A 22,663-nucleotide genomic window follows, 5' to 3' on the forward strand; every position below is an offset into this window, starting at 1 on the left:
CTCTTGCCCTGCGCCGTCCACTACTGATGCCCATCACGCTCAATCGCATTGATGCGCTCGACCTTGGCCCCGGACCGCGCCGCTTCGAACTCCGAGGCCAAAAACGCGCTGACGATACTTTTGGCCAACTCCGCCCCGATGACCCGCGCCCCGATGGAGAGGATTTGCGCATCGTTGCTCTTGCGCGCGCGCTCCGCCGAATAGGTGTCATGGGCCTGGGCCGCACGAATGCCCAGCACCTTGTTGGCGGAGATGGCCATGCCTATTCCGGTGCCGCACACCAGCACGCCGAGGCGCTGTTGCCCGGCATTGATGGCAGTGGCCACGGCCAGGGCAATGTCCGGGTACAGCACCGGCGCCATGGAATGCGTACCGAAGTCGGTCACCGGGTATCCCAACCCCTCAATGTGGCGCTTTAACAGCTCTTTGAGTTCAAAACCCGCTTCATCGCATCCGATAGCCACCGGAAAAGGTGTGTTCATGGTGCCTGGCTCCACTGATCAAATGATCACTTAGTGAAATATCTCTCACGCATTTCGCAAGCATTCACCCCTTCCTGTCAAGCGAGATTTAGCTGACCTGCCAGTCAAAGCCCCATACAAAGGCAATAATCGCATCACAGATGAGAATCACACCTTTTAAGTGAAAGAGATTGACTGATCAGAATTTCATTTGATACACATATGATCACAGCGAAACATGACTGTGCGACCTAATAAGAATTCACAGCACGAGGACACGCCGATGGCCACGCCATTACTGCTCCAGGCTGAACACGTCGCCAAGGCCTACGCCGGGGTGCCCGCCCTGCGTGACGGGCGCCTTGCTCTGCGCGCCGGTAGCGTCCACGCCCTGTGCGGCGGCAACGGTGCTGGCAAGTCGACTTTCCTGAGCATCCTGATGGGCATCACCCAGCGTGACGCTGGCAGCATTCTGCTCAACGGCGCACCGGTGCAGTTCAATCGGCCAAGTGAAGCCTTGGCCGCGGGGATCGCGATGATCACCCAGGAGCTCGAACCCATCCCCTACATGAGCGTCGCCGAAAACATCTGGCTGGGCCGCGAACCACGCCGTGCCGGTTGCATCGTCGACAGCAAGGCCCTCAACCGCCGCACCCGTGAACTACTGGAAAGCCTGGAGTTCGACGTCGACGCCACAAGCCCCATGCACCGTCTGAGCGTTGCGCAGATGCAACTGGTGGAAATCGCCAAGGCGTTCAGCCATGACTGCCAGGTGATGATCATGGACGAGCCCACCTCGGCCATCGGCGAGCGCGAGGCCGAAACCCTGTTCAAGGCCATTCGCCGCCTTACCGCACGCGGTGCCGGCATCGTGTACGTGTCCCATCGACTGAGCGAACTGGCGCAGATCGCCGATGACTACAGCATCTTCCGTGATGGCGCCTTTGTGGAAAGCGGGCGCATGGCCGATATCGACCGCGACCACCTGGTGCGCGGCATTGTCGGCCAGGAACTGACGCGCATCGACCACAAAGTGGGCCGCGAATGTGCGGCCAGCACCTGCCTGCAAGTCGACCACCTGAGCCGCAACGGTGAATTCCACGACATCAGCCTGCACCTGCGCCGTGGCGAGATCCTCGGCATTTATGGGCTGATGGGATCCGGACGCAGTGAATTCCTCAATTGCATCTACGGCCTGACCGTGGCGGACTCCGGCAGCGTTACCTTGCAAGGCAAGCCCATGCCCATCGGGCAGCCCAAGGCAACCATCGACGCCGGCATGTCGCTGGTCACCGAAGACCGCAAGGACAGCGGCCTGGTGCTGACCGGCAGCATCCTGTCCAACATTGCACTGTCGGCCTATAAGCGCCTGTCGAGTTGGTCGCTGATCAATGCGCGCAAGGAAGCGCAGCTGGCCGAGGAGATGGTCAAGCGCCTGCAGATCAAGACCAGCTCCCTGGAGCTGCCGGTGGCGTCCATGAGCGGCGGCAACCAGCAAAAGGTGGTGCTCGCCAAATGCCTGTCCACGGAGCCGGTGTGCCTGCTCTGCGATGAGCCCACCCGCGGCATCGACGAAGGCGCCAAACAGGAGATCTACCACCTGCTCGACCAGTTCGTGCGCGCCGGCGGCGCAGCCATTGTGGTGTCGTCGGAAGCCCCGGAACTGCTGCATTTGAGTGATCGCATCGCCGTCTTCAAAGGCGGCCGACTGGTCACCATCAGCACCGACACCGCCCTTTCCCAGGAAGCCTTGTTGAGTCTTGCCTCATGAATGCCAAAACCATCGTCGCCCCCGTTACCGCCTCGCCGCGCAACCGCCTGCGCCTGTCCCTCGACCGCTTTGGCCTGCCGCTGGTGTTTATCCTGCTGTGCGTGGTGATGGCGTTTTCCAGCGAATACTTCATGACCTGGCGCAACTGGATGGACATCCTGCGCCAGACCTCCATCAACGGCATTCTCGCCGTGGGCATGACCTACGTGATCCTGACCAAGGGTATCGACCTGTCGGTGGGATCGATTCTGGCGTTCGCCGGCTTGTGCAGCGCCATGGTCGCCACCCAGGGTTACGGCCTGTTGGCGGCGGTCAGCGCGGGGATGTTTGCCGGCGCGATGCTCGGCGTGGTCAATGGTTTTATGATCGCCAACCTGTCGATCCCGCCGTTCGTGGCCACCCTTGGCATGCTCAGTATCGCCCGGGGCATGACCTTTATCCTCAACGACGGTAGCCCGATCACCGACCTGCCCGACACCTACCTGGCCCTGGGCATCGGCAAGGTCGGCCCGGTGGGCCTGCCGATCATCATCTTCGCCGTGGTCGCGCTGATTTTCTGGATGGTGCTGCGCTACACCACCTATGGCCGTTATGTGTACGCGGTGGGTGGCAATGAAAAAAGTGCGCGCACTTCCGGCATTGGCGTGCGCAAGGTGATGTTCTCGGTGTACGTGGTCTCGGGCCTGCTCGCCGGGTTGGCCGGCGTGGTGCTGTCGGCACGCACCACCTCTGCCCTGCCTCAGGCCGGGGTTTCCTATGAGCTGGACGCGATTGCCGCGGTGGTGATCGGCGGCACCAGCTTGTCGGGCGGTACCGGCAGCATTGTCGGCACCTTGTTCGGGGCACTGTTGATCGGCGTGATCAACAACGGCCTGAACCTGCTCGGTGTGTCCTCCTATTACCAGCAGGTCGCCAAGGGCCTGATCATCGTGTTCGCAGTCCTGATCGACGTGTGGCGCAAGAAGAAACGCTGAAGAACGACCCATAACAATAACCGGAGTTCTACTTATGAAACTGGGTACCACCCTGGCCGCTGCGGCGGCCCTCTCCCTGCTCGCCAGCAGTATCGCCCTGGCCGCCGATGGCAAGCCCTACAAGATCGGCGCGGCCGTCTATGGCCTCAAGGGCCAGTTCATGCAGAACTGGGTCCGCGAGCTCAAAGAACACCCGGCGGTCAAGGATGGCACCGTGCAGTTGACCGTATTCGACGGCAACTACGACGCCCTGACCCAGAACAACCAGATCGAAAACATGGTGACCCAACGCTACGACGCGATTCTGTTCGTGCCGATTGATACCAAGGCCGGCGTCGGCACCGTCAAGGCCGCCATGAGCAACGACGTGGTGGTCATCGCCTCCAATACGAAAGTAGCCGATGCCAGCGTGCCGTATGTGGGTAACGACGACGTGGAAGGCGGCCGCCTGCAGGCCCAGGCGATGGTCGACAAGCTCAATGGCAAGGGCAACGTGGTGATCATCCAGGGCCCGATTGGCCAGTCGGCCCAGATCGACCGGGAAAAAGGCGAGCTGGAAGTGCTGGGCAAACACCCGGACATCAAGATCATCGAAAAGAAAACCGCCAACTGGGACCGCGCCCAGGCCATGACCCTCACCGAAGACTGGCTCAACGCCCACCCCAAGGGCATCAACGGTGTGATCGCCCAGAACGACGACATGGCCCTGGGCGCCGTGCAGGCGCTGAAGTCCCATGGCCTCACTTCCAAGGATGTGCCCGTGACCTCTATCGACGGCATGCCGGATGCGATCCAGGCGGCGAAAAAGGACGAAGTCACCACCTTCCTGCAGGACGCCCAGGCCCAGTCTCAAGGCGCGCTGGACGTGGCACTGCGCGCCCTGGCCGGCAAAGACTACAAGCCGCAATCGGTGATTTGGGAACGCTATGGCAAGGATGTGAAATGGGCCGACGGCACGGCCAAGAACTACATCCTGCCCTGGGTGCCGGTGACCAATGCCAATGCGGATGCGCTGTACAAGCAAGTCAGCGGCGGTAAGTAGCCAGTGGCTTGAAACACCGTCCACTGTGGGAGCTGGCTTGCCTGCGATGCAGGCACCTCGGGGCATCAGGTAGACCGGGTCGATGCAATCGCAGGCAAGCCAGCTCCCACATTGGACCGAGTTCTACCTTTTGATCTGTATGGGGAGTCATTCATGTCTGGTTTCTGGAACCAAGCCTTCGACCTCAGCGGTCGTTGCGCGGTGATCACCGGTGGCGCCGCCGGCATTGGCCTGGCCTGCGCCACCTTGCTGGCGGAACGCGGTGCCCGGGTGGCGCTGCTGGACCGCGACCCGGCCGTGGTCGAGGTGGCCGCCGGCCTGGGGGCCGGGCACGTGGGTATCGCCGTCGACCTCGGCCAGATTGGCCAGATACAACCCACCATCGACCGCGTATTCGCCCACTTCCAACGCCTGGATTACCTGATCAACAGCGCGGGTGTGGTGCTGCTGGACAAAGCCATTGAGGTGACTGAAAGCGCCTGGGACACCACCCTGGACATCAACCTCAAGGCCAGTTTCTTCGTGGCCCAGGCCTGCGCCAGGCATATGCTCGCCCAAGGCAGCGGCCGCATCGTCAACCTGGCGTCCCAGGCCGCCGTGATTGGCCTGGACCGTCACGTCGCCTACTGCGCCAGCAAAGCCGCGATCGTCGGCATGACCAAGGTGTTGGCCATGGAGTGGGCGCCGCAGGTGAACGTCAACGCCATCTCCCCCACCATCGTCGAAACCGCCCTGGGCAAAAAAGCCTGGGCCGGCGACGTAGGTGAGCGGGCCAAATTGCAGATCCCGGCGGGCCGCTTTGCCCAGCCGGAAGAAATCGCCGGGCTGGCGCTGTACCTGCTCAGCGATGCTGCGCAGATGATCACCGGTGCAAACATGGTGATCGACGGCGGCTACAGCATTCAGTAATTCATCGTTATGTCGTGAGGTTTTGTCATGTCCACCGTCACCGAACGCACACCTGAACAACTCGCCCCAAGCATCCCGAAAACCATGCAGGCCGTGGTCTGCCACGGCCCGGAAGACTACCGCCTGGAAACCGTCGACGTGCCCACCCCCGGCCCCGACGAGATCCTCACCAAGGTCGAGCTGTGCGGCATTTGCATGGGCGATATCAAGACCTATCGCGGCGCGCCGTCGTTCTGGGGCGACGCCGAGCAACCGCGCTACGTGAAGCCACCGATGATCCCCGGCCACGAGTTCGTGTGCCGCGTGGTCGCCCTTGGCCCGGGCGCCGAAAAGCGTGGCGTGGCCGTGGGTGACCGGGTGATCTCCGAGCAGATCGTGCCGTGCTGGGGCTGCCGCTTCTGTAACCACGGCCAGTACTGGATGTGCCAGAAGCACGACCTGTATGGCTTCCAGAACAATGTGCAGGGCGCCATGGCCCAGTACATGATCTTCACCAAGGAAGGCATCATCCACAAAGTGCCGGAATCCATCGCCCCCGATGAAGCGATCCTGATCGAACCCCTGGCCTGCTCGCTGCACGCGGCGGAACGTGCCAACGTCGACCATGACGACATCGTGGTGGTCGCCGGCGCCGGCACCCTGGGCCTGGGCATCATCGGCGCGGTGCGGTTGCGCAACCCCAAAAAGCTCATCGTGCTGGACATGAAACCCGAACGCGCCGCCCTCGCCCTGCGGATGGGCGCCGACGAAGTGTGGAACCCGGCCGAAGTCGATGTGTTGGCGAAGATCCGCGAGATCACCGATGGCTACGGCTGCGACATCTATATCGAAGCGACCGGGCACCACAAGGCGGTGAACCAGGGCCTGGCGATGCTGCGCAAGCTGGGGCGCTTTGTCGAATTCAGCGTGTTCAATGACGAGGCCACGGTGGATTGGTCGATCATCGGCGACCGCAAGGAATTGGATATTCTCGGCTCGCACCTGGGCCCGTATATGTACCCCAGGGCCATCGACTTTATCGGCAACCGCAAGATCGACATGCGCGACGTGGTGACCCACAAGTTTGCACTGGCGGATTTCAAGGAAGCGTTTGCGGTGATGGAGCGCGGCGATAAATCGCTGAAGGTTGTGCTCGAACCCTGATTGCAGCGACAACACACAACCCTGTGGGAGCTGGCTTGCCTGCGATGACGGTGCACCAGGTAAAAATGCGCCAACTGACACACCGCCATCGCAGGCAAGCCAGCTCCCACAGGGGAATAGTGCCGCCCCTTAGAACAAGAACACAGGAACCCGCGTTATGAATCGAGTCATCAACGATCCCGACCAAGTGGTCGAAGACATGCTGCGCGGCATCCTGGTCGCGCACCCCCAATTGCGCCAGTACGAGAGCAACCCACGGGTCATCGTCAAGGCCAAGCCCTCAGCCCAAGGCCGCGTCGGCATTGTCACCGGCGGCGGCTCCGGGCATGAGCCGGCGTTCCTCGGTTATGTTGGCCCGGGCCTGGTGGATGCGGTGGCCGTCGGCGAGATTTTTTCCTCGCCCACCGCCAAAAGCTTTTTCGACGCCTTCCGCGCTGCCGACCATGGCGCAGGCGTTGCCTGCCTGTATGGCAACTACGCGGGCGACAATATGAACGTGAAGCTGGCGATGAAAATGGCCGCCAGCAAAGACATGCGCATCCGCACGGTGGTCGCCAACGACGACGTGGCGTCCGCGCCCAAGGCCGACATCGCCAAGCGTCGCGGCGTGGCCGGGGAGATCTTCATGTGGAAGATCGGCGGTGCCGCCGCCGCCCAGCATTACGACCTGGACGGCGTGATTCGGGTGGCACAGAAAACCGTCGACCACTGCCGCTCGATTGGTATCGGCCTTACACCCTGCACCATCGCGGCGGTGGGCAAGCCGAACTTCCAGATTCCCGACGGCCAGATGGAATTGGGTATCGGCCATCATGGCGAACCGGGCATTGAAGTCATCCCGATTGAACCGGCCGCGGCCATGGCCGAGCGCATGCTGGCGCCGATCCTCGCCGACCGCGATTTCAGCCAGGACGACAGCGTGGTGGTGCTGGTCTCAGGCCTGGGCGCCACCCCGGTGATGGAGCTGTATATTTTCTACGCCGAGGTGGAGAAGCAGCTCCAGGCCAAAGGCTTGAAGATTCACCGCTGCTACGTGGGCAACTACTTCACGTCCCTGGAAATGATGGGCGTGACCTTGACCCTGCTCGGCCTCGACGCTGAGCTGAAAACCTTGATCGACCAACCCTGCCGCTCCATCGGCATGACCCAGGCGGAGTGAACCATGAGCCAGCATTTTTCCACCCATGACGGCAGCGCCATCGTCGCCGACCTGGTCAGCGTCATCGTGGCCAACCGTGAGTACCTCAGCGAAGTCGACGGCGCCATAGGCGACGGCGACCATGGCATTAACATGGCCAAGGGCTTTGCCCATTGCGGCCGTACGATCGAAGGCCGCCAACTGACCCTGGCCGAAGCCCTGGACGAACTGACCCTGAGCCTGATGGAAGGCATCGGCGGCTCTATGGGGCCGTTGTATGGCAGCTTATTTATCGGCATGGCCGACGAAGTGCGCGGCTGTGACGACATCGACGCCGCCACCTTCGCCCACCTGCTGCGCGGCGGCTTGACCTCGTTGCAGGACATCACCGAAGCGGGCGTGGGCGACAAGTGCTTGATGGATACGTTGATCCCGGCGGTGGAAGCGTTTGAACGGGCGCAGGCGTCAGGGGCTTCGTTCAACGATGCACTCGATGCGATGAAAAGCGCTGCTTCTCAGGGGCGGGATTCGACCAAGGACCTGGTGGCCAAGATTGGCCGGGCCAGTCGTTTGGGAGAGCGTTCGCTGGGGGTGCTGGATGCGGGGGCGGTGTCGTGCTGCCTGATCCTTACGCAGTTGGCGGACTCTATCCAACCTCGCCTTATCTGATCTCACCTGTAGGAGCGAGCTTGCTCGCGAAAAACGTCAACGATAACGCGCGCTTGATGAATGAACGCGGCGCCTGTGATTTTTTCGCGAGCAAGCTCGCTCCTACAGGGTATGACGGCTTACCAGAACCGCTGCTGGGTCAAGCGGCTCCACCAGGTCAACAGAACCCGGTCCACCGAACCGCTGGCCGCCAGGCCAACGCGCTCTTGCAGGCTCTTACGCTCGGCATAGTGCAGGTGGAACACTTCGGCGGTCTTGGCCTTGGTCGCCAGGTATTCATCGCTGGTTTGCAGCTCATCGACCAATTGCTTGTCGAGCGCGGCAACACCCAGCCACACTTCACCGGTCGCCACCTCGTCAATCGCCAACTGTGGGCGGTAACGCGAAACGAAGTTCTTGAACAACTGGTGGGTGATGTCCAGGTCTTCCTGGAACTTCTCCCGGCCCTTCTCGGTGTTTTCGCCGAACACGGTGAGCGTGCGCTTGTATTCACCGGCAGTCAGCACTTCAAAGTCGATGTCGTGCTTTTTCAGCAGGCGATTGACGTTGGGCAACTGCGCCACCACGCCAATGGAGCCGAGAATGGCGAACGGTGCGCTGATGATCTTCTCGCCGATGCACGCCATCATGTAGCCGCCGCTGGCCGCCACTTTGTCGATGCACACAGTCAATGGCACGCCGGCCTGGCGGATACGCGCCAGTTGCGAAGAGGCCAGGCCATAGCTATGCACCATGCCGCCGCCGCTTTCCAGGCGCAACACCACTTCATCCTTGGGCGTGGCCAGGCTCAGCAGCGCGGTGATTTCATGGCGCAGGCTTTCGGTGGCCGAGGCCTTGATGTCACCGTCGAAATCCAGCACGAATACCCGTGGCTTGGCCTCGGGCTTCTTCTTGTCTTTCTTCTTTTCGGCTTTGCTTTCAGACTTGCGCAGGGCCTTGAGCTGGTCTTTGTCGAGCAGGCTCGACTCCAGACGCTCGCGCAAGCCCTTGTAAAAATCATTCAGCTTGCTGACCTGCAATTGGCCGGCGGATTTACGACGACCTTTGCTGCGCAGTGCTGCAAAGCTGATCAGTACCACCAGAATAGCGACCACCAGGGTGACGGTCTTCGCCAGAAAGCTCGCGTATTCGGCCAGAAAATCCATATGTCTCCTTAAAAAAAGCACTGCGCCAGGCGCGGATGGCCCCAGCATACCGACGCCACCGCGAAGGAGCCAGTGATCAAACCGCCAGCAGGCGGGCTCCAACGCGCTTTTAAAACAAGCGTATGTTTTTTCATTGACAGCTCGCAGGCATCCTCATAACCTCGCCAGACTTTCAACGTACCGGGAAAACGGACGTGGGCAGCATTTATCTGATTCGACATGGCCAGGCCTCCTTCGGTGCAGACGACTATGACGTCCTCTCGCCCGTTGGCGTGGAACAAGCGCAAGTGCTCGGTCGCCACCTGGCAGACCTGGGCATAGCGTTTGACCGCTGCATCGCCGGCGACCTGCGTCGCCAGCAGCACACCGCCAGCGCCACGTTCGATCAGTACCGCGCCCTCGGCTTGCCGGTGCCAGCATTGGAAACAGACAGTGCGTTCAACGAGTTCGACGGCGAAGCGATTATTCGCGGCCTGTTGCCCGACCTGCTCGGCAGTGAACCGGATGCCGTGCACATCCTGCGCAATGGCCCGCAGAACCGTAGCGAGTTCCAGCGCATTTTCGCCCTGATCATCGAACGCTGGCTGGCCGGCACCTATGATCCGCCGGGGCTGGAAAGCTGGCTGGGGTTTGTCGAGCGGGTCCAGGGTGGCTTGCAGCGCATCCTTGACGCCGCGAACCACACCGACAAAATCGCCGTATTCACCTCCGGCGGCACCATCACCGCCCTGCTCCACCTGATTACCCGAATGCCTGCCGCCCAGGCCTTCGAAATGAACTGGCAAATTGTTAACACCTCGCTCAACCAACTCAAGTTCCGTGGTCGCGAGGTGGCACTGGCTTCCTTCAACAGTCATGCCCACTTGCAACTGTTGAAGGCGCCGCAGCTCATCACTTTCCGATGAACTGCGGCCAACCGTGACCCCAAGGTCACTGGACTCTACCCTTAAGGATCGAAACCATGACTGACGTAGCTAAAGCAGTAGAAGCAATGAAAGCCAAATTCAACCCAAGCGCTGCCGAAGGCTTGGACCTGGTATTCGGTTTCCGTATCGACGACACCAAGAATTTCTCGCTGGTAGTCAAGGACAAGACCTGCGAACTCAAAGAAGGCGAAAACCCTGACGCTCAGGTCACCCTGGTGATGGACAGCGAAACCCTGGAAGGCATCGTCGATGGTTCCACCGACGGCATGCAAGCGTTCATGGGCGGCAAGCTGCGCACCGAAGGCGACATGATGCTGGCGATGAAGCTGAGCGAGCTGTTCCCTTCCTGATTCAAGGGCAACCCTGAATCCCTGTGGGAGCGGGCTTGCTCGCGAATGCGCAGTGTCAGCTAATGCATCAGGCACTGAACCACCGCATTCGCGAGCAAGCCCGCTCCCACATTTGGTTTGCCGACTGCTTAAGGTTTTGGTTGCAACAGTAACGCCACCAATGCACTCCAGCCGGTCTGGTGTGAAGCCCCCAACCCTCGCCCTGTCTCCCCATGAAAATACTCATGGAACAACACCAGGTCACGGCTGGCCGGGTCCTCCTGCAATTGCGCATACCCCGCCATCGACGGCCGCACCCCGTTTTCATCCCTGAGAAACAACCGCGTCAGCCGCTCGCTGAGGCTGTCAGCCACCTCCTCCAGTGACGCCAGATACCCACTGCCCGTCGGGTACTCCACGGAAAAATGCTCCGCGTAATAGCGATGAAACTCGCGCAACGATTCAATCAGCATGTAATTGACCGGCATCCACAGCGGCCCGCGCCAATTGGAGTTGCCGCCATACAAGCGTGAGTCGGATTCACCGGGCTGGTAACTGGCACACAAGGTGTCGCCATTCATCTTCAACGCCAGGGGCTGCTCGGCGTACGCCTTGGACAGGGCGCGCACGCCAAAGGCCGACAAGAATTCCTGGTCATCGAGCATGCGCCGCAGCAAATCCTTGGTGCGTTCACCACGCAGCAGCGCCAGCAACAGGCGGTTGCCCTGCCCTGGCTCGGTCCAGCGCGAAACCAGCTTGGCCAGGTCCGGCCGGTGATGCATAAAACCCAGCAGGCGCTCGCGCAAGCCTTCCAGGCCCTCATGCTCGCGCTGTTCCAGCACCAGCACCGCGAACAGCGGCATTAACCCGACGATGGAGCGCAGGCGCACCGGTTCGCTCTGGCCATCAGGGCGGTGCAGCACGTCGTAGAAAAACTGGTCCTGCTCATCCCACAAGCCTTCGGCGCTGTCATCGACGCGGTTGATGGCACCGGCGATGTAGAGGAAATGCTCGAAAAACTTCACAGCAATGTCCACATACACCCCATTGCGCTTGGCCAGTTCCAGGCCGATGCGCATCAGGTCCAGGGCATAGGCCGCCACCCAGGCGGTGCCGTCGGCCTGGTCCAACTGGTAGCCCGGCGGCAACGTGGCCGAACGGTCGAACAAGGCAATATTGTCCAGGCCCAGGAAACCGCCCTGGAACAGGTTGCGGCCCTCGGCGTCCTTGCGGTTGACCCACCAGGAGAAATTCAACAACAGTTTGTGAAAGATCCGCTCCAGAAAATCCATGTCACCCACGCCGGTCAGCGCCTTGTCCTGCTGATACACGCGCCAGCTGGCCCAGGCATGCACGGGCGGGTTGGCGTCGTCAAAGCGCCATTCGTAGGCCGGCAACTGGCCGTTGGGGTGCATGAAGCGGTCCTTTACCAACAACAACAGCTGTTGCTTGGCGTAACCGGGGTCGATCAGCGCGATGGCCACCGCCTGGAAGCCTTGATCCCAGGAGGCGTACCACGGGTATTCCCAGGTGTCGGGCATGGACAGGATGTCGAAGTTGGACAGGTGCCGCCAATGGGTATTGCGGATGTGCAAGCGCTCGGGCGGTGGCGCCGGCTGGGCTGGGTCACCGTCGAGCCACTGGTTCACGTCAAAATAGTACAACTGCTTGGACCACAGCAGGCCGGCCAGGGCCTGGCGTTGCACATTGCGCGCATCGTCATCGGCAAGGTCCTGTTGCAAGACCGCGTAGAAGTCATCGGCCTCCTGGCGGCGCTGTTCGAACAGCTTGCGCGCATTGACATCGGGCGCGTCCACAGGCGCAAAGCGCAGGTAAAGGGTTTTGCTTTCCTGGCCCGCCAGTTCAAGGGTGAAATGCGCGGCCACTTTGGTGCCCGCGTCCCGGCGAATGGCCGACTCAAGCCCGCCCACCACGTAATCGTTGATCCCATCCTTGAACGGCCCCGGCGCCGGTTGCCCTTCCAATTTGGGTCGGTTGGTCTGGTTTTCACAGAACAGCCATTGCACCCCATCCTGGCCCCAGGCGCTGAGGTGGCGATCATCGAGTTCATGGTGGCGGGCCAGCACTCGCTCGCCGTCCAGCGTCAAGCTGGGCTTGGGTGCATCGAGGGTCCAGCTCCAGTCATTGCGCGCCCAGAGCTGAGGCAGTACCTGCAGGCGTGTGGGTTGGTCCGAACGGTTATGCACGGTGACGCGCATGAAGATATCGTCGGGCTGATGCTTGGCATATTCGACGCTGATGTCGCAGTAGTGGTTATCCGCAAACACACCGGTATCGAGGATTTCATACTCGGTATCCGTCAGCCCACGACGGGCGTTTTCGGCGATCAGGTCGGCGTAGGGAAAGGCCGCATGGGGGTATTTGTAGAGCATGCGCATGTAGGCATGGCTCGGCACGCCATCGACGAAAAAGTACAGTTCCTTGACGTCTTCACCGTGGTTGCCTTCGGCGTTGTTGAGGCCGAACAGGCGCTCCTTGAGGATTGCGTCGCGCTCGTTCCACAGCGCCAGGCCCAGGCACCAGCGTTGGGCCTTGTCACTGAAACCGGCCAAGCCGTCCTCGCCCCATCGATAGGCGCGGCTGCGAGCGTGTTCGTGGGGGAAGTAGGCCCAGGCATCGCCGTCGGCGCTGTAGTCTTCGCGCACCGTGCCCCATTGGCGTTCACTCAAGTACGGGCCCCACTCGCGCCACCGCTCGGCGTGTTGCGTTGCCAGGCGCTGGCCTTCAATGGTGCCCAGCAGGTTGGTTGCGGGTTTGGCCGTCATCGGGTCCTCCTTCACCTACACAGTGAGGCGCAGTGTAGAGCGCAATGACGCCCGCTTGCACATGAAGACTTGGACGCAGGGTCAACTCATTCATTTGCAGAATGAAGTCCAGAGGAATCTTCGTTTGCAAGCCAGCCGGCGGCTCAACAAAATCAGGCAAAGGCCACGTTCATCGCTCCAGTCATCAGGAATTTTTCTATGCACGCCACCGCCCATGTCAGCCCCGACGAGATCCGCAAGGGTTTTTCCAAGGCCATGTCCGACATGTATCGAGATGAAGTGCCCTTGTATGGCGCGCTGCTGGAATTGGTGGCCGAGACCAATGCCCGCGTGCTCGACAGCGAACCGGCCCTGGCGCACCACCTGCAACGGACCGGCGAAATCCAGCGCCTGGACATGGAACGCCACGGCGCCATCCGCCTGGGCACCGCTGCGGAACTGGCAACCATCAGCCGTTTATTCGCGGTGATGGGCATGCAACCGGTGGGCTACTACGACCTCACCCCCGCCGGCGTGCCCGTGCATTCCACCGCCTTTCGCGCCGTGCATGAACACGCGCTGCAAACCAGCCCGTTTCGCGTGTTCACCTCATTGCTGCGCCTGGAACTGATCGAAAACCCCGACCTGCGCGCCTTCGCCGAAAGCGCCCTGGCCAAGCGCTCGATCTTTACCGCCGAAGCCTTGGCCTTGATCGAACAAGCAGAGACCCAAGGCGGCTTGAATGCCAGCGACGCCGAGGCCTTTATCCGCCAGGCCTTGGAGACGTTCCGCTGGCACCACACTGCCACGGTCACCGGTGCCCAGTACCAGCAACTCAGCGACCAGCACCGCCTGATCGCCGACGTCGTCGCGTTCAAAGGCCCGCACATCAACCACCTCACCCCACGCACCCTGGACATCGACCAAGTGCAGGCCGCCATGCCCGGCAAAGGCATCACCCCCAAAGCCGTGATCGAAGGCCCACCCCGGCGCCAGTGCCCGATCCTGCTGCGCCAGACCAGCTTCAAGGCCCTGGACGAACCCATCGCCTTCACCGACGCCCACGGCAGCCACAGCGCGCGTTTCGGCGAAATCGAACAACGCGGCGTCGCGCTCACGCCTAAAGGCCGCGCCCTGTACGACCAACTGCTGAACGCCGCCCGCGATGAACTCGGCGCGTTTCCCACTGAGGCCAACGCTGAGCGCTATGTGCAATTGATGGAACAGCACTTCCAGGCCTTCCCCGATAACTACCCGCAGATGCGCGAACAGGGCTTGGCGTATTTTCGCTACTTCGTCACCGACAAGGGCTTGGAGGCACGCGGCCAGATCGACCAGCCGCGCACATTGGAGGCGCTGGTCAACGCCGGCCATGTGGCGGTGGAACCGCTGGTGTACGAGGATTTTCTGCCGGTCAGTGCGGCGGGGATTTTCCAGTCAAACTTGGGGGATGGTGCGCAGAGTCACTATGCGGGCAACTCCAACCGAGCGGCCTTCGAACAGGCGCTGGGCCGCAGGACGATTGATGAGTTGCAGTTGTATCAGCAGACGCAGCAGCGCTCTATGGATATATGCGTTGAAACGCTGTTGAAATGACTGAACGCCAGGCGCCACGGCCTTAATGGTAACCACGATGCGAAGCGAGTCGCTCTTGATCTGGCTCTTGATCTGCTCGTGATCTTGATCTCAGGCGCCCCGTCAAACCACGCTGGCCGGAATTCGACAGGGATTTGGGGGGTAAACCGGCAGGGATGCCGGTTTAGCCGCCCCGCGCCATGGATGGCGCGTGGCGGCGGCCCCCCAAATCACTGGCGGATTACGGGCACACCGAGCCTAAGCGAGGTGCCGAGTGGTGGGGCAAGAGCGTTTTGCTTACTTTTGCGCTTTTCAAAAGTGAGCCGCCGTCAGGCGGAACCCTAAGGGGCCGTTACCGCAGCAATGGATATGTACACAATCCAACTGTGTCGCCTGTCAGGCCGCCTTCGCGAGCAAGCCCGCTCCCACATTTGGATTGTGGGGTGCCAGGTGGATAGGCGTCGGCTGGGAGGCCGCCATCGCAGGCAAGCCCGCTCCCACATTTGGATTGTGGGGGCCAGGTGGATAGGCGTTGGCTGGGAGGCCGCCATCGCAGGCAAGCCAGCTCCCACATTTGGATTGTGGGGTGCCAGGTGGATAGGCGTTGGCTGGAAGGCCGGCATCGCAGGCAAGCCAGCTCCCACATTTGGATTGTGGGGTGCCAGGTGGATAGGCGTCGGCTGGGAGGCCGCCATCGCAGGCAAGCCCGCTCCCACAGGCAGCATTTTCATGCCGACCGATTCAGCCCTGTGTTGCATGAATTCTGAGGATGCCCACCCGGCTCAACAACGCAATCCTTGCGCCGCAACAAGCCCCAGAGCCGAGTGGACGGGGCGCATCATAAGGAGTGAAACGGCATTTGTCCTCCAGACAATTCTGAACAAATGTGCACATTCCAAATGTGTGACGAGGGATTGCTCAACCCAGCCGCCCCACAATTTCGTCTTTGATCAATAGCCGTTTCTTCTTCAGCTTTTCCACCTCCTCATCGCTGGCACTGGCTTTTTCCGCCGCCAGCACCTCCCCGTCGGCAGCATCATATTGGGTGAGCAACGAATCCAACCGTTTGTCCTGCGCCCTGCGTTCGTGAACAACTTCCTTGCTCAACCCCAAGTCCTGATACAGGTCGTGTTTCACTGGCATGGCGTACCTCCACAGATTGATCGATGGTCTACGCCCTTGAAGCTAGCCCATTCCAACCGGTCTTGTCATGTTCGGGGTCAATACATTCCCGTTCGTCGCAGCGCACACGATAGGATCAAACCTTTGCCCCACCCTGCCCTCCACTGTAGATCGCCATCCCAGGGAGAACGGTTTTATGAATCACGTTGCCACTGCTGCCGACACCCAATGCATCAATACCCTGCGCACCCTGGCCATGGATGCCGTGCAGAAGGCCAACTCGGGCCATCCGGGCACGCCCATGGGCCTGGCCCCGGTGGGTTATACGTTGTGGAGTCGCTTCCTGCGTTATCACCCCGAGCATCCCGACTGGCCCAACCGTGACCGCTTTGTGCTGTCGGTGGGGCATGCCTCGATGTTGCTGTATTCGCTGTTGCACTTGGCCGGTGTGGTGGAGATCGATGCCCATGGCCAGCGCTCCGGCCAGCCGGCCGTCAGCCTGGACGATATCAAGCAGTTCCGGCAGATCGGCTCCAAGACCCCAGGCCATCCCGAATACCGCATGACCACCGGCGTGGAAACCACCACCGGCCCGCTGGGCCAGGGCTGCGCCAACAGCGTGGGCATGGCCATGGCCGAGCGCTGGCTGGCTGAGCGCTTCAACCGCGACGGCCAGGTGCTGTTTGACTACGATGTCTACACCCTGTGCGGTGACGGCGACATGATGGAAGGCATCAGCAGCGAAGCCGCGTCCCTGGCCGGGCACTTGAAGCTCGATAACCTGTGCTGGATCTACGACAACAACACCATCAGCATCGAGGGCCACACTGAGCTGGCTTTCAGTGAAGACGTGATCCAACGCTTCCGGGCCTATGGCTGGCACACCGTACACGTCACCGATGCCAATGACTTGCAGGCGTTGAGCGTGGCGCTGGAAACCTTCAAGGCCAATACCGGTGCCCCCACCTTGATCGTGGTGGACAGCGTGATCGGCTACGGCTCACCGCACAAACACAACACCGCGGCGGCCCATGGCGAGCCACTGGGCGAGGACGAGATTCGCCTCACCAAGGCCGCCTATGGCTGGCCGCAGGATTCAAGTTTCCTGGTGCCCGAAGAGGCTCGCACAGTGTTGCGCGACGTCCTTTACGAACGCGCCGAGCCGCTGTACGCCGAATGGAACCAGACCCTGGCCGCCCTCGACCCGCAACGGGCCGATGAACTGCAACGCATGCGCGCCGGGGAAATGCCCGAACAATGGCAAGCGCACCTGCCAGACTTTGCCGCCGATGCCAAAGGCGTCGCCAGCCGCGCTTCGGGCGGCGAGGTGTTGAATGCCTTCGCCCAACAGATCCCCTGGCTGCTGGGCGGTTCGGCAGACCTGTCGCCCTCGACCAAGACCAACCTCACCTTCGACGGTGCCGGGCGTTTCAGCGCGGATGACTACAGCGGGCGCAACCTGCACTTCGGTATCCGCGAACACGCCATGGGCGCGATTGCCAATGGCATGGCGCTGTCCTACCTACGCCCGTACACCTCGACGTTCCTGGTGTTCAGCGACTACATGAAACCGCCGATCCGCCTGGCGGCGATCATGGAGTTGCCGGTGATCTTCGTGTTTACCCATGACTCCATCGGCGTCGGCGAAGATGGGCCGACACACCAACCTATCGAACACCTCACCCAATTGCGCGCCACCCCGGGGCTGTTGACCCTGCGCCCAGGCGATGCCAATGAAACCCTGGAACTGTGGAAGGTGGCACTGGCACAAACCCATCGGCCCAGCTGTATGGTGTTATCGCGCCAGGCACTGCCGACCCTCGACCGCAACCACTATGCCCCTGCCTCCGGTGCGGCCAAAGGTGCCTATGTGTTGGCCGGCGCGGATCAACCGCAAGTCATCCTGATCGCCACCGGCAGCGAAGTCAGCCTGGCGGTGGCCGCGTATGAGCAGCTCAAAGACCAAGACATTGGCGCTCGCGTGGTGTCGATGCCCAGCTGGGAGCTGTTTGAAGACCAGGATCAAGCCTACCGCGACAGCGTCCTGCCACCGGCGGTAAAAGCCCGCGTAGTGGTGGAGCAGGCAGGGCCCTTGGGGTGGGACCGCTACGTCGGGCAGACCGGCGCCAAAGTGGTGATGCACAGCTTCGGCGCCTCGGCCCCGTTGGCCAAGTTGCAGGAGAAATTTGGGTTTACCATAGAGAATGTGGTGAAGCTGGCCAAAGAGCAGATCCAGCACAACCTCACTGACTGACACTGGGCTTAATGTGGGAGCGGGCTTGCTCGCGAAGACGTCGGCCCAGCACACATTGATGTTGACTGACCTGCCGCTTTCGCGAGCAAGCCCGCTCCCACATTTTGGACATCAGCACCGGTTAGATCAGTGATTGGGCCAGATAAGGCCCGGTGCGGCTGTGTGTGCTCTTGGCAACCTGGTGGGGCGTGCCGCACGCCACCACCGTTCCGCCCAGGTCCCCTGCCCCCGGGCCGATATCAATCACCCAGTCACTCTGGGCCACCACGCGCATCTCATGTTCCACCACAACCACCGTATGCCCCGCCTCCACCAAGTGATTCAACTGGCTGAGCAAACGATCGACGTCCTTGGGGTGCAAGCCGGTGGTCGGTTCGTCCAAGACATACAAGGTGGCGCCCCGGGCGTTGCGTTGCAGCTCGGTAGCAAGCTTGATGCGTTGGGCTTCACCGCCGGACAGCTCGGTAGCCGGCTGCCCCAGGCGCAGATAACCCAGGCCGATATCGCGCAGCACGACTAACGAACGCAGGATGCCCGGCTGCTCGGCAAACACCTGCACCGCCTGCTCCACCGTCAGCCCCAGCACCTGGGCGATGTTCAAGCCCTGCCATTTGATCGCCAGGGTATCGGGGTTATAGCGCGCGCCGTGGCAGGTCGGGCATGGCGCGTACACGCTGGGCATGAACAGCAATTCAACGCTGACAAAACCTTCACCCTCACAGTTCGGGCAACGGCCCTTGGCGACGTTGAAGGAGAACTGCCCGGCATCGTAGCCGCGCTTCCTGGCCGCTGGCGTGGCGGCGAACAGTTTGCGCACGTTGTCGAACAGCCCGGTGTAGGTCGCCAGGTTGGAGCGCGGCGTGCGGCCGATGGGCTTCTGGTCCACCTGCACCAAGCGCTGGATGTGCTCCAGCCCGGCGCTGATATGCCCGCCACTGGCTTGCGGTGCGGCATCCTCCAGGCTCGGTTCGTCGTCGCTTTCCAGCACGCGCCCCAGGCCCGTGCCCACCAGCTCCAGCAGCGCCTGGCTGACCAGGCTGGATTTGCCCGAGCCGGAAACCCCCGTCACCGCGGTGAAACAGCCCAGCGGGAAATCCACGTTCAAATTGTTCAGGTTGTTTCGCGTCACGCCCTCCAGCTTCAGCCACCCGGCCGGCTCGCGGCTTGGCGCATTGGTCGGGCCAGGTTGAGCAAACAGGTATTCGCGGGTCTGCGAGGCCTCGACATCCGCCAACCCTGCGGGCGGCCCGCTGTAGAGCACTTGCCCGCCATGCTCGCCGGCAGCCGGGCCCACGTCGATCAGCCAGTCGGCGCGGCGCATGGTTTCCAGGTCATGCTCCACCACAAACAGTGAATTACCTGCGGCTTTCAAACGATCAAGGGCAGTGAACAACGCCTCGCCATCGGCCGGGTGCAGACCCGCCGAAGGCTCATCGAGCACATAAATAACGCCGAACAACTGCGAACCCAATTGGGTGGCCAGGCGCAGACGCTGCAGCTCGCCGGACGACAAGGTCGGCGTGCTGCGCTCCAAGGACAGATAACCCAGGCCCAGCTCGATCAACGTATTGACCCGCTCGAGCAAGTCCTGGGCAATGCGTTGGGCCGCCAGGCGTTTTTCCACCGACAGCTTCATGGTGTCTTGCCCCGCTGCCACCGGCCGCAGCAACTCGGCCAATTGGGCCAGGGACAGTTGCGATAACTCGCCGATATCCACCCCGGCAAACTTCACCGACAGCGCCGCCTGGGTCAGGCGTTTGCCCTCGCACAATGGGCAGGCACTGCCTTGCATGAACTGCGATACACGCTTTTTCATCAGCGCGCTTTGGGTGTGGGCGAAGGTGTGCAGGATATAGCGCCGAGCGCCGCTGAAGGTGCCTTGGTAACTGGGCTCCAACTTGCGTTTCAACGCCTCGCGGGTCTGTTGCGGGGTGAAGCCGGCGTACACCGGTACGGTGGGGGTTTCTTCGGTGAACAGGATCCAGTCGCGCTGCTTTTTCGGCAAGTCGCGCCATGGGATGTCCACGTCATAGCCCAGGGTCACAAGGATGTCGCGCAGGTTCTGGCCCTGCCACGCCAACGGCCAGGACGCCACTGCACGCTGGCGGATGGTCAACGACGGATCGGGCACCATCAGCGCCTCGGTCACTTCGTACACACGGCCCAGGCCATGGCATTGCGGGCACGCGCCTTGAGGCAGGTTCGGCGAGAAGTCCTCGGCGTACAACATGGCCTGCCCTTTCGGATAACGGCCCGCGCGGGAATAAAGCATGCGGATCAAGCTCGACAAGGTGGTGACACTGCCCACCGACGAGCGCGCACTGGGTGTACCGCGTTGCTGTTGCAGGGCCACAGCAGGCGGCAAGCCTTCGATGCTGTCTACATCCGGCACGCCGACCTGGTCGATCAGGCGCCGCGCATAGGGCGCCACCGATTCGAAATAGCGGCGCTGGGCCTCGGCATACACGGTGGAAAACGCCAGGGACGACTTGCCGGAGCCAGACACGCCGGTAAACACCACCAGGGCGTCCCGGGGAATATCCACATCGACATTACGCAAGTTATGTTCACGGGCGCCACGCACCCTGACGAAGCCCGTTTGCTGGGCGGTGAGCGGCGGGATGTTGTGCGGTGATGTCATGGGCAACCTTGTCTTGCGCTTAGCACCCTGCGCACGCGTTGGGTCAGGGCATCGGGGCTGTAGGGTTTGCTCAGCAGGTGGATATCGGCGCTGAGCAGATGATTGGAAGACAGAATGTCGCGGGTGTGGCCGGAGGTAAACAGCACCGGCACCGGCGGGTTCTGTGCGCGGGCCCAAGTGGCCAGGTCGGTGCTCTTGACCCGGCCGGGCATCACCACGTCGGTAAAGATCAGGTCCGGCGACACGCCGCGCTGCAACACTTGCATCGCGCGGTCACCATCCTCGGCGGTCAGTACGGTATAGCCCGACTGCTGCAGCAACTCGACCACCGTCAGGCGTACGCCTTCATTGTCCTCGACCACCAGGATGGTTTCCTGGCCGCTGCCTTGCGGATCCGCATCACTGTCGTCGTCGAAGCATTCAGGCTCCAGGCAGTGGGGAAAATACATCTGCACCACCGAGCCCTTGCCCTCCTCGCTCCACATGTCCACATGCCCGCCGCTTTGGCGCACAAAACCGAACACCATGCTCAGGCCCAGGCCGGTGCCGTGGCCTTCGCGCTTGGTGGTGAAGAAGGGTTCGAATGCACGCTTGAGGGTTGCCTCGGACATGCCCACGCCGGTGTCGGCCACTGCCAGGCGCACGTACTCGCCGGGCTTGATGCTTTTACCCACGCAATCGTCCGGGTTGAGGATGACGTTTTCCCCGGTGATACGAATCACGCCCTCGCCCTGCATGGCATCCCGGGCATTGATCGCCAGGTTGAGCAGCGCGTTTTCCAACTGGTTGCGGTCGACATTGATGCACCAGGAATCCTGGGGCAATTGCACGTCAATATGAATGGTTTCCCCCAGCGCCCGTTGCAACAGCTCACCCAGGCCGGCGTAGATGCGCTGCGGGTTGTACACCGCCGGCGACAAGGGCTGGCGACGGGCAAAGGCCAGCAGTTGCGAGGACAGCTTGGCCCCACGTTCCACGGCGGCGATGGCGGCGGTGACGCGACGTTGCACCTGGGGGTTGTCCGGTTCATGCCGGGCAAGCAAATGCAGGTTGCCGGCGATCACTTGCAGCAGGTTATTGAAGTCATGGGCCACGCCACCGGTCAGGCCGCCAATCGCTTCCAGCTTCTGGGACTGGCGCAACTGGTCTTCGGCGGCCGACCGCGCCTGCACTTCAGCGGCCACGCGCTGCTCCAGATTATGGGTGAGCTCCTGGCGCACCCGCTCGGACTTCACCAGCTCGGTGGTTTCCACCACAATCGCCAGCACCCCGGCCGGCTGCTGGTTGTCCCCGGCCACGGGGCTGTAATAAAGGTCCAGCCATACGCTTTCCGGTTGGCCGTGACGCGATAACACCAGCTCCTTGTTATTGAACGACAAGGTGCCGCCCGCCAGGCACGTATCCACCACATGCCGATTGAACTCGGCCACTTCCGGCCAGCCCAGTTCTACCGGTGTGCCCAACAGGTAGGGATGGCGCCCGCCGGCAAATACCGAATAGCTGTCGTTGTAGATCATGTACCCCGCCCGCCCCCACAGCATCACCATCGGCACGGGTGAGGCCAGCATCATTTGCACGGTGCACGCCAGGCTCGTGGACCACTGATCCAAGGGGCCAAGGTCGGTACTGGACCAGTCAAATGTGCGAATCCGCTGGGCCATTTCGCCGGCCCAGCCTTCACAGCCGTGGGGGTTGGATAAAAATTGCATGATTGGGCTCTGTGCGGGGACAAGACAGTCGCAAGTTTTGGAGCACGCCAGCGGTGGATGGTTTCATCTTGAATACACAGGAATGCACAA

The 22,663-nt window shown here is 61.7% G+C and carries 18 protein-coding genes; 11 read left to right on the plus strand and 7 right to left on the minus strand.

The window, feature by feature from the left end:
* Window positions 1-20: 20 nt before the first annotated feature.
* Window positions 21-482 (minus strand): ribose 5-phosphate isomerase B, encoded by a 462-nt coding sequence (rpiB, locus tag ACWHXD_RS16520; RefSeq protein WP_044274312.1) that lies wholly within the window; start codon window positions 480-482, stop codon window positions 21-23.
* A 262-nt stretch (window positions 483-744) separates the two neighbouring features.
* Here rpiB and ACWHXD_RS16525 point away from each other — a divergent pair, with 262 nt between their 5' ends.
* The 7 genes from ACWHXD_RS16525 to dhaL all read left to right on the plus strand — a co-directional run bounded on the left by ACWHXD_RS16525 (window position 745) and on the right by dhaL (window position 8,107).
* Window positions 745-2,232: a sugar ABC transporter ATP-binding protein gene (locus ACWHXD_RS16525; protein WP_138761528.1), complete on the plus strand. Its 1,488-nt coding sequence runs from the start codon at window positions 745-747 to the stop codon at window positions 2,230-2,232.
* The gene (locus ACWHXD_RS16530) at window positions 2,229-3,206 is read left to right on the plus strand and encodes an ABC transporter permease (protein ID WP_138761529.1); all 978 of its coding nucleotides are present in this window, start codon (window positions 2,229-2,231) and stop codon (window positions 3,204-3,206) included. The genes ACWHXD_RS16525 and ACWHXD_RS16530 overlap by 4 nt, the downstream gene beginning before the upstream one ends.
* A gap of 34 nt (window positions 3,207-3,240) precedes the next feature.
* Window positions 3,241-4,248 carry a substrate-binding domain-containing protein gene (locus ACWHXD_RS16535; protein ID WP_138761530.1) on the plus strand — a complete coding sequence of 336 codons (1,008 nt, stop codon included), beginning with the start codon at window positions 3,241-3,243 and terminating at the stop codon, window positions 4,246-4,248.
* 153 nt (window positions 4,249-4,401) lie between these two features.
* On the plus strand, window positions 4,402-5,157 hold the full coding sequence (locus tag ACWHXD_RS16540) for an SDR family oxidoreductase (protein WP_138761531.1): 756 nt from the start codon (window positions 4,402-4,404) through the stop codon (window positions 5,155-5,157).
* A 27-nt stretch (window positions 5,158-5,184) separates the two neighbouring features.
* Complete coding sequence (locus ACWHXD_RS16545) at window positions 5,185-6,300, plus strand: MDR/zinc-dependent alcohol dehydrogenase-like family protein (RefSeq protein ID WP_032876099.1); 1,116 nt, start codon at window positions 5,185-5,187, stop codon at window positions 6,298-6,300.
* A gap of 157 nt (window positions 6,301-6,457) precedes the next feature.
* Entirely contained in the window at window positions 6,458-7,459 is a 1,002-nt protein-coding gene (locus ACWHXD_RS16550) for a dihydroxyacetone kinase subunit DhaK (RefSeq protein ID WP_138761532.1), read from the plus strand.
* Window positions 7,460-7,462: 3 nt separating this feature from the next.
* Window positions 7,463-8,107: a dihydroxyacetone kinase subunit DhaL gene (dhaL, locus tag ACWHXD_RS16555; protein ID WP_138761533.1), complete on the plus strand. Its 645-nt coding sequence runs from the start codon at window positions 7,463-7,465 to the stop codon at window positions 8,105-8,107.
* Between the two features lie 119 nt (window positions 8,108-8,226).
* Here the strand turns inward: dhaL and sohB are convergent, their stop codons facing one another.
* Window positions 8,227-9,252, minus strand: a complete 1,026-nt coding sequence (gene sohB, locus ACWHXD_RS16560) for a protease SohB (protein ID WP_032896860.1) — start codon at window positions 9,250-9,252, stop codon at window positions 8,227-8,229.
* Between the two features lie 8 nt (window positions 9,253-9,260).
* Window positions 9,261-9,473, minus strand: a complete 213-nt coding sequence (locus ACWHXD_RS16565; protein WP_138183563.1) for a hypothetical protein — start codon at window positions 9,471-9,473, stop codon at window positions 9,261-9,263.
* On the opposite strand from ACWHXD_RS16565, the gene ACWHXD_RS16570 reads away from it, so the two are divergent.
* Together ACWHXD_RS16570 and ACWHXD_RS16575 are read left to right on the plus strand one after the other, a co-directional pair.
* Window positions 9,447-10,157 carry a histidine phosphatase family protein gene (locus ACWHXD_RS16570; protein WP_138761534.1) on the plus strand — a complete coding sequence of 237 codons (711 nt, stop codon included), beginning with the start codon at window positions 9,447-9,449 and terminating at the stop codon, window positions 10,155-10,157. The two genes, ACWHXD_RS16565 and ACWHXD_RS16570, sit on opposite strands and share 27 nt — an antisense overlap.
* A 56-nt stretch (window positions 10,158-10,213) precedes the next feature.
* A complete protein-coding gene (locus tag ACWHXD_RS16575) occupies window positions 10,214-10,528 on the plus strand; it encodes an SCP2 sterol-binding domain-containing protein (RefSeq protein ID WP_014718185.1) in 315 nt (104 codons plus the stop codon).
* 128 nt (window positions 10,529-10,656) lie between these two features.
* Here the strand turns inward: ACWHXD_RS16575 and ACWHXD_RS16580 are convergent, their stop codons facing one another.
* Window positions 10,657-13,293, minus strand: a complete 2,637-nt coding sequence (locus tag ACWHXD_RS16580) for an MGH1-like glycoside hydrolase domain-containing protein (protein WP_138761535.1) — start codon at window positions 13,291-13,293, stop codon at window positions 10,657-10,659.
* A gap of 198 nt (window positions 13,294-13,491) precedes the next feature.
* Here ACWHXD_RS16580 and hglS point away from each other — a divergent pair, with 198 nt between their 5' ends.
* The gene (hglS, locus tag ACWHXD_RS16585; RefSeq protein WP_138761536.1) at window positions 13,492-14,868 is read left to right on the plus strand and encodes a 2-oxoadipate dioxygenase/decarboxylase HglS; all 1,377 of its coding nucleotides are present in this window, start codon (window positions 13,492-13,494) and stop codon (window positions 14,866-14,868) included.
* An 897-nt stretch (window positions 14,869-15,765) separates the two neighbouring features.
* Here the strand turns inward: hglS and ACWHXD_RS16590 are convergent.
* Complete coding sequence (locus tag ACWHXD_RS16590; RefSeq protein ID WP_032896851.1) at window positions 15,766-15,990, minus strand: DUF465 domain-containing protein; 225 nt, start codon at window positions 15,988-15,990, stop codon at window positions 15,766-15,768.
* Window positions 15,991-16,165: 175 nt separating this feature from the next.
* Here ACWHXD_RS16590 and tkt point away from each other — a divergent pair, with 175 nt between their 5' ends.
* On the plus strand, window positions 16,166-18,223 hold the full coding sequence (gene tkt / locus ACWHXD_RS16595; protein WP_138761537.1) for a transketolase: 2,058 nt from the start codon (window positions 16,166-16,168) through the stop codon (window positions 18,221-18,223).
* Window positions 18,224-18,344: 121 nt separating this feature from the next.
* Here the strand turns inward: tkt and uvrA are convergent, their stop codons facing one another.
* Together uvrA and ACWHXD_RS16605 are read right to left on the minus strand one after the other, a co-directional pair.
* Window positions 18,345-20,864, minus strand: a complete 2,520-nt coding sequence (gene uvrA, locus ACWHXD_RS16600) for an excinuclease ABC subunit UvrA (protein WP_138761538.1) — start codon at window positions 20,862-20,864, stop codon at window positions 18,345-18,347.
* Window positions 20,861-22,573, minus strand: coding sequence for an ATP-binding protein (locus tag ACWHXD_RS16605; RefSeq protein WP_138761539.1), 1,713 nt, complete (start codon window positions 22,571-22,573; stop codon window positions 20,861-20,863). Before ACWHXD_RS16605 ends, uvrA begins: the two co-directional genes overlap by 4 nt.
* Window positions 22,574-22,663: the final 90 nt, after the last annotated feature.

Source organism: Pseudomonas fjordensis, assembly GCF_976987115.1.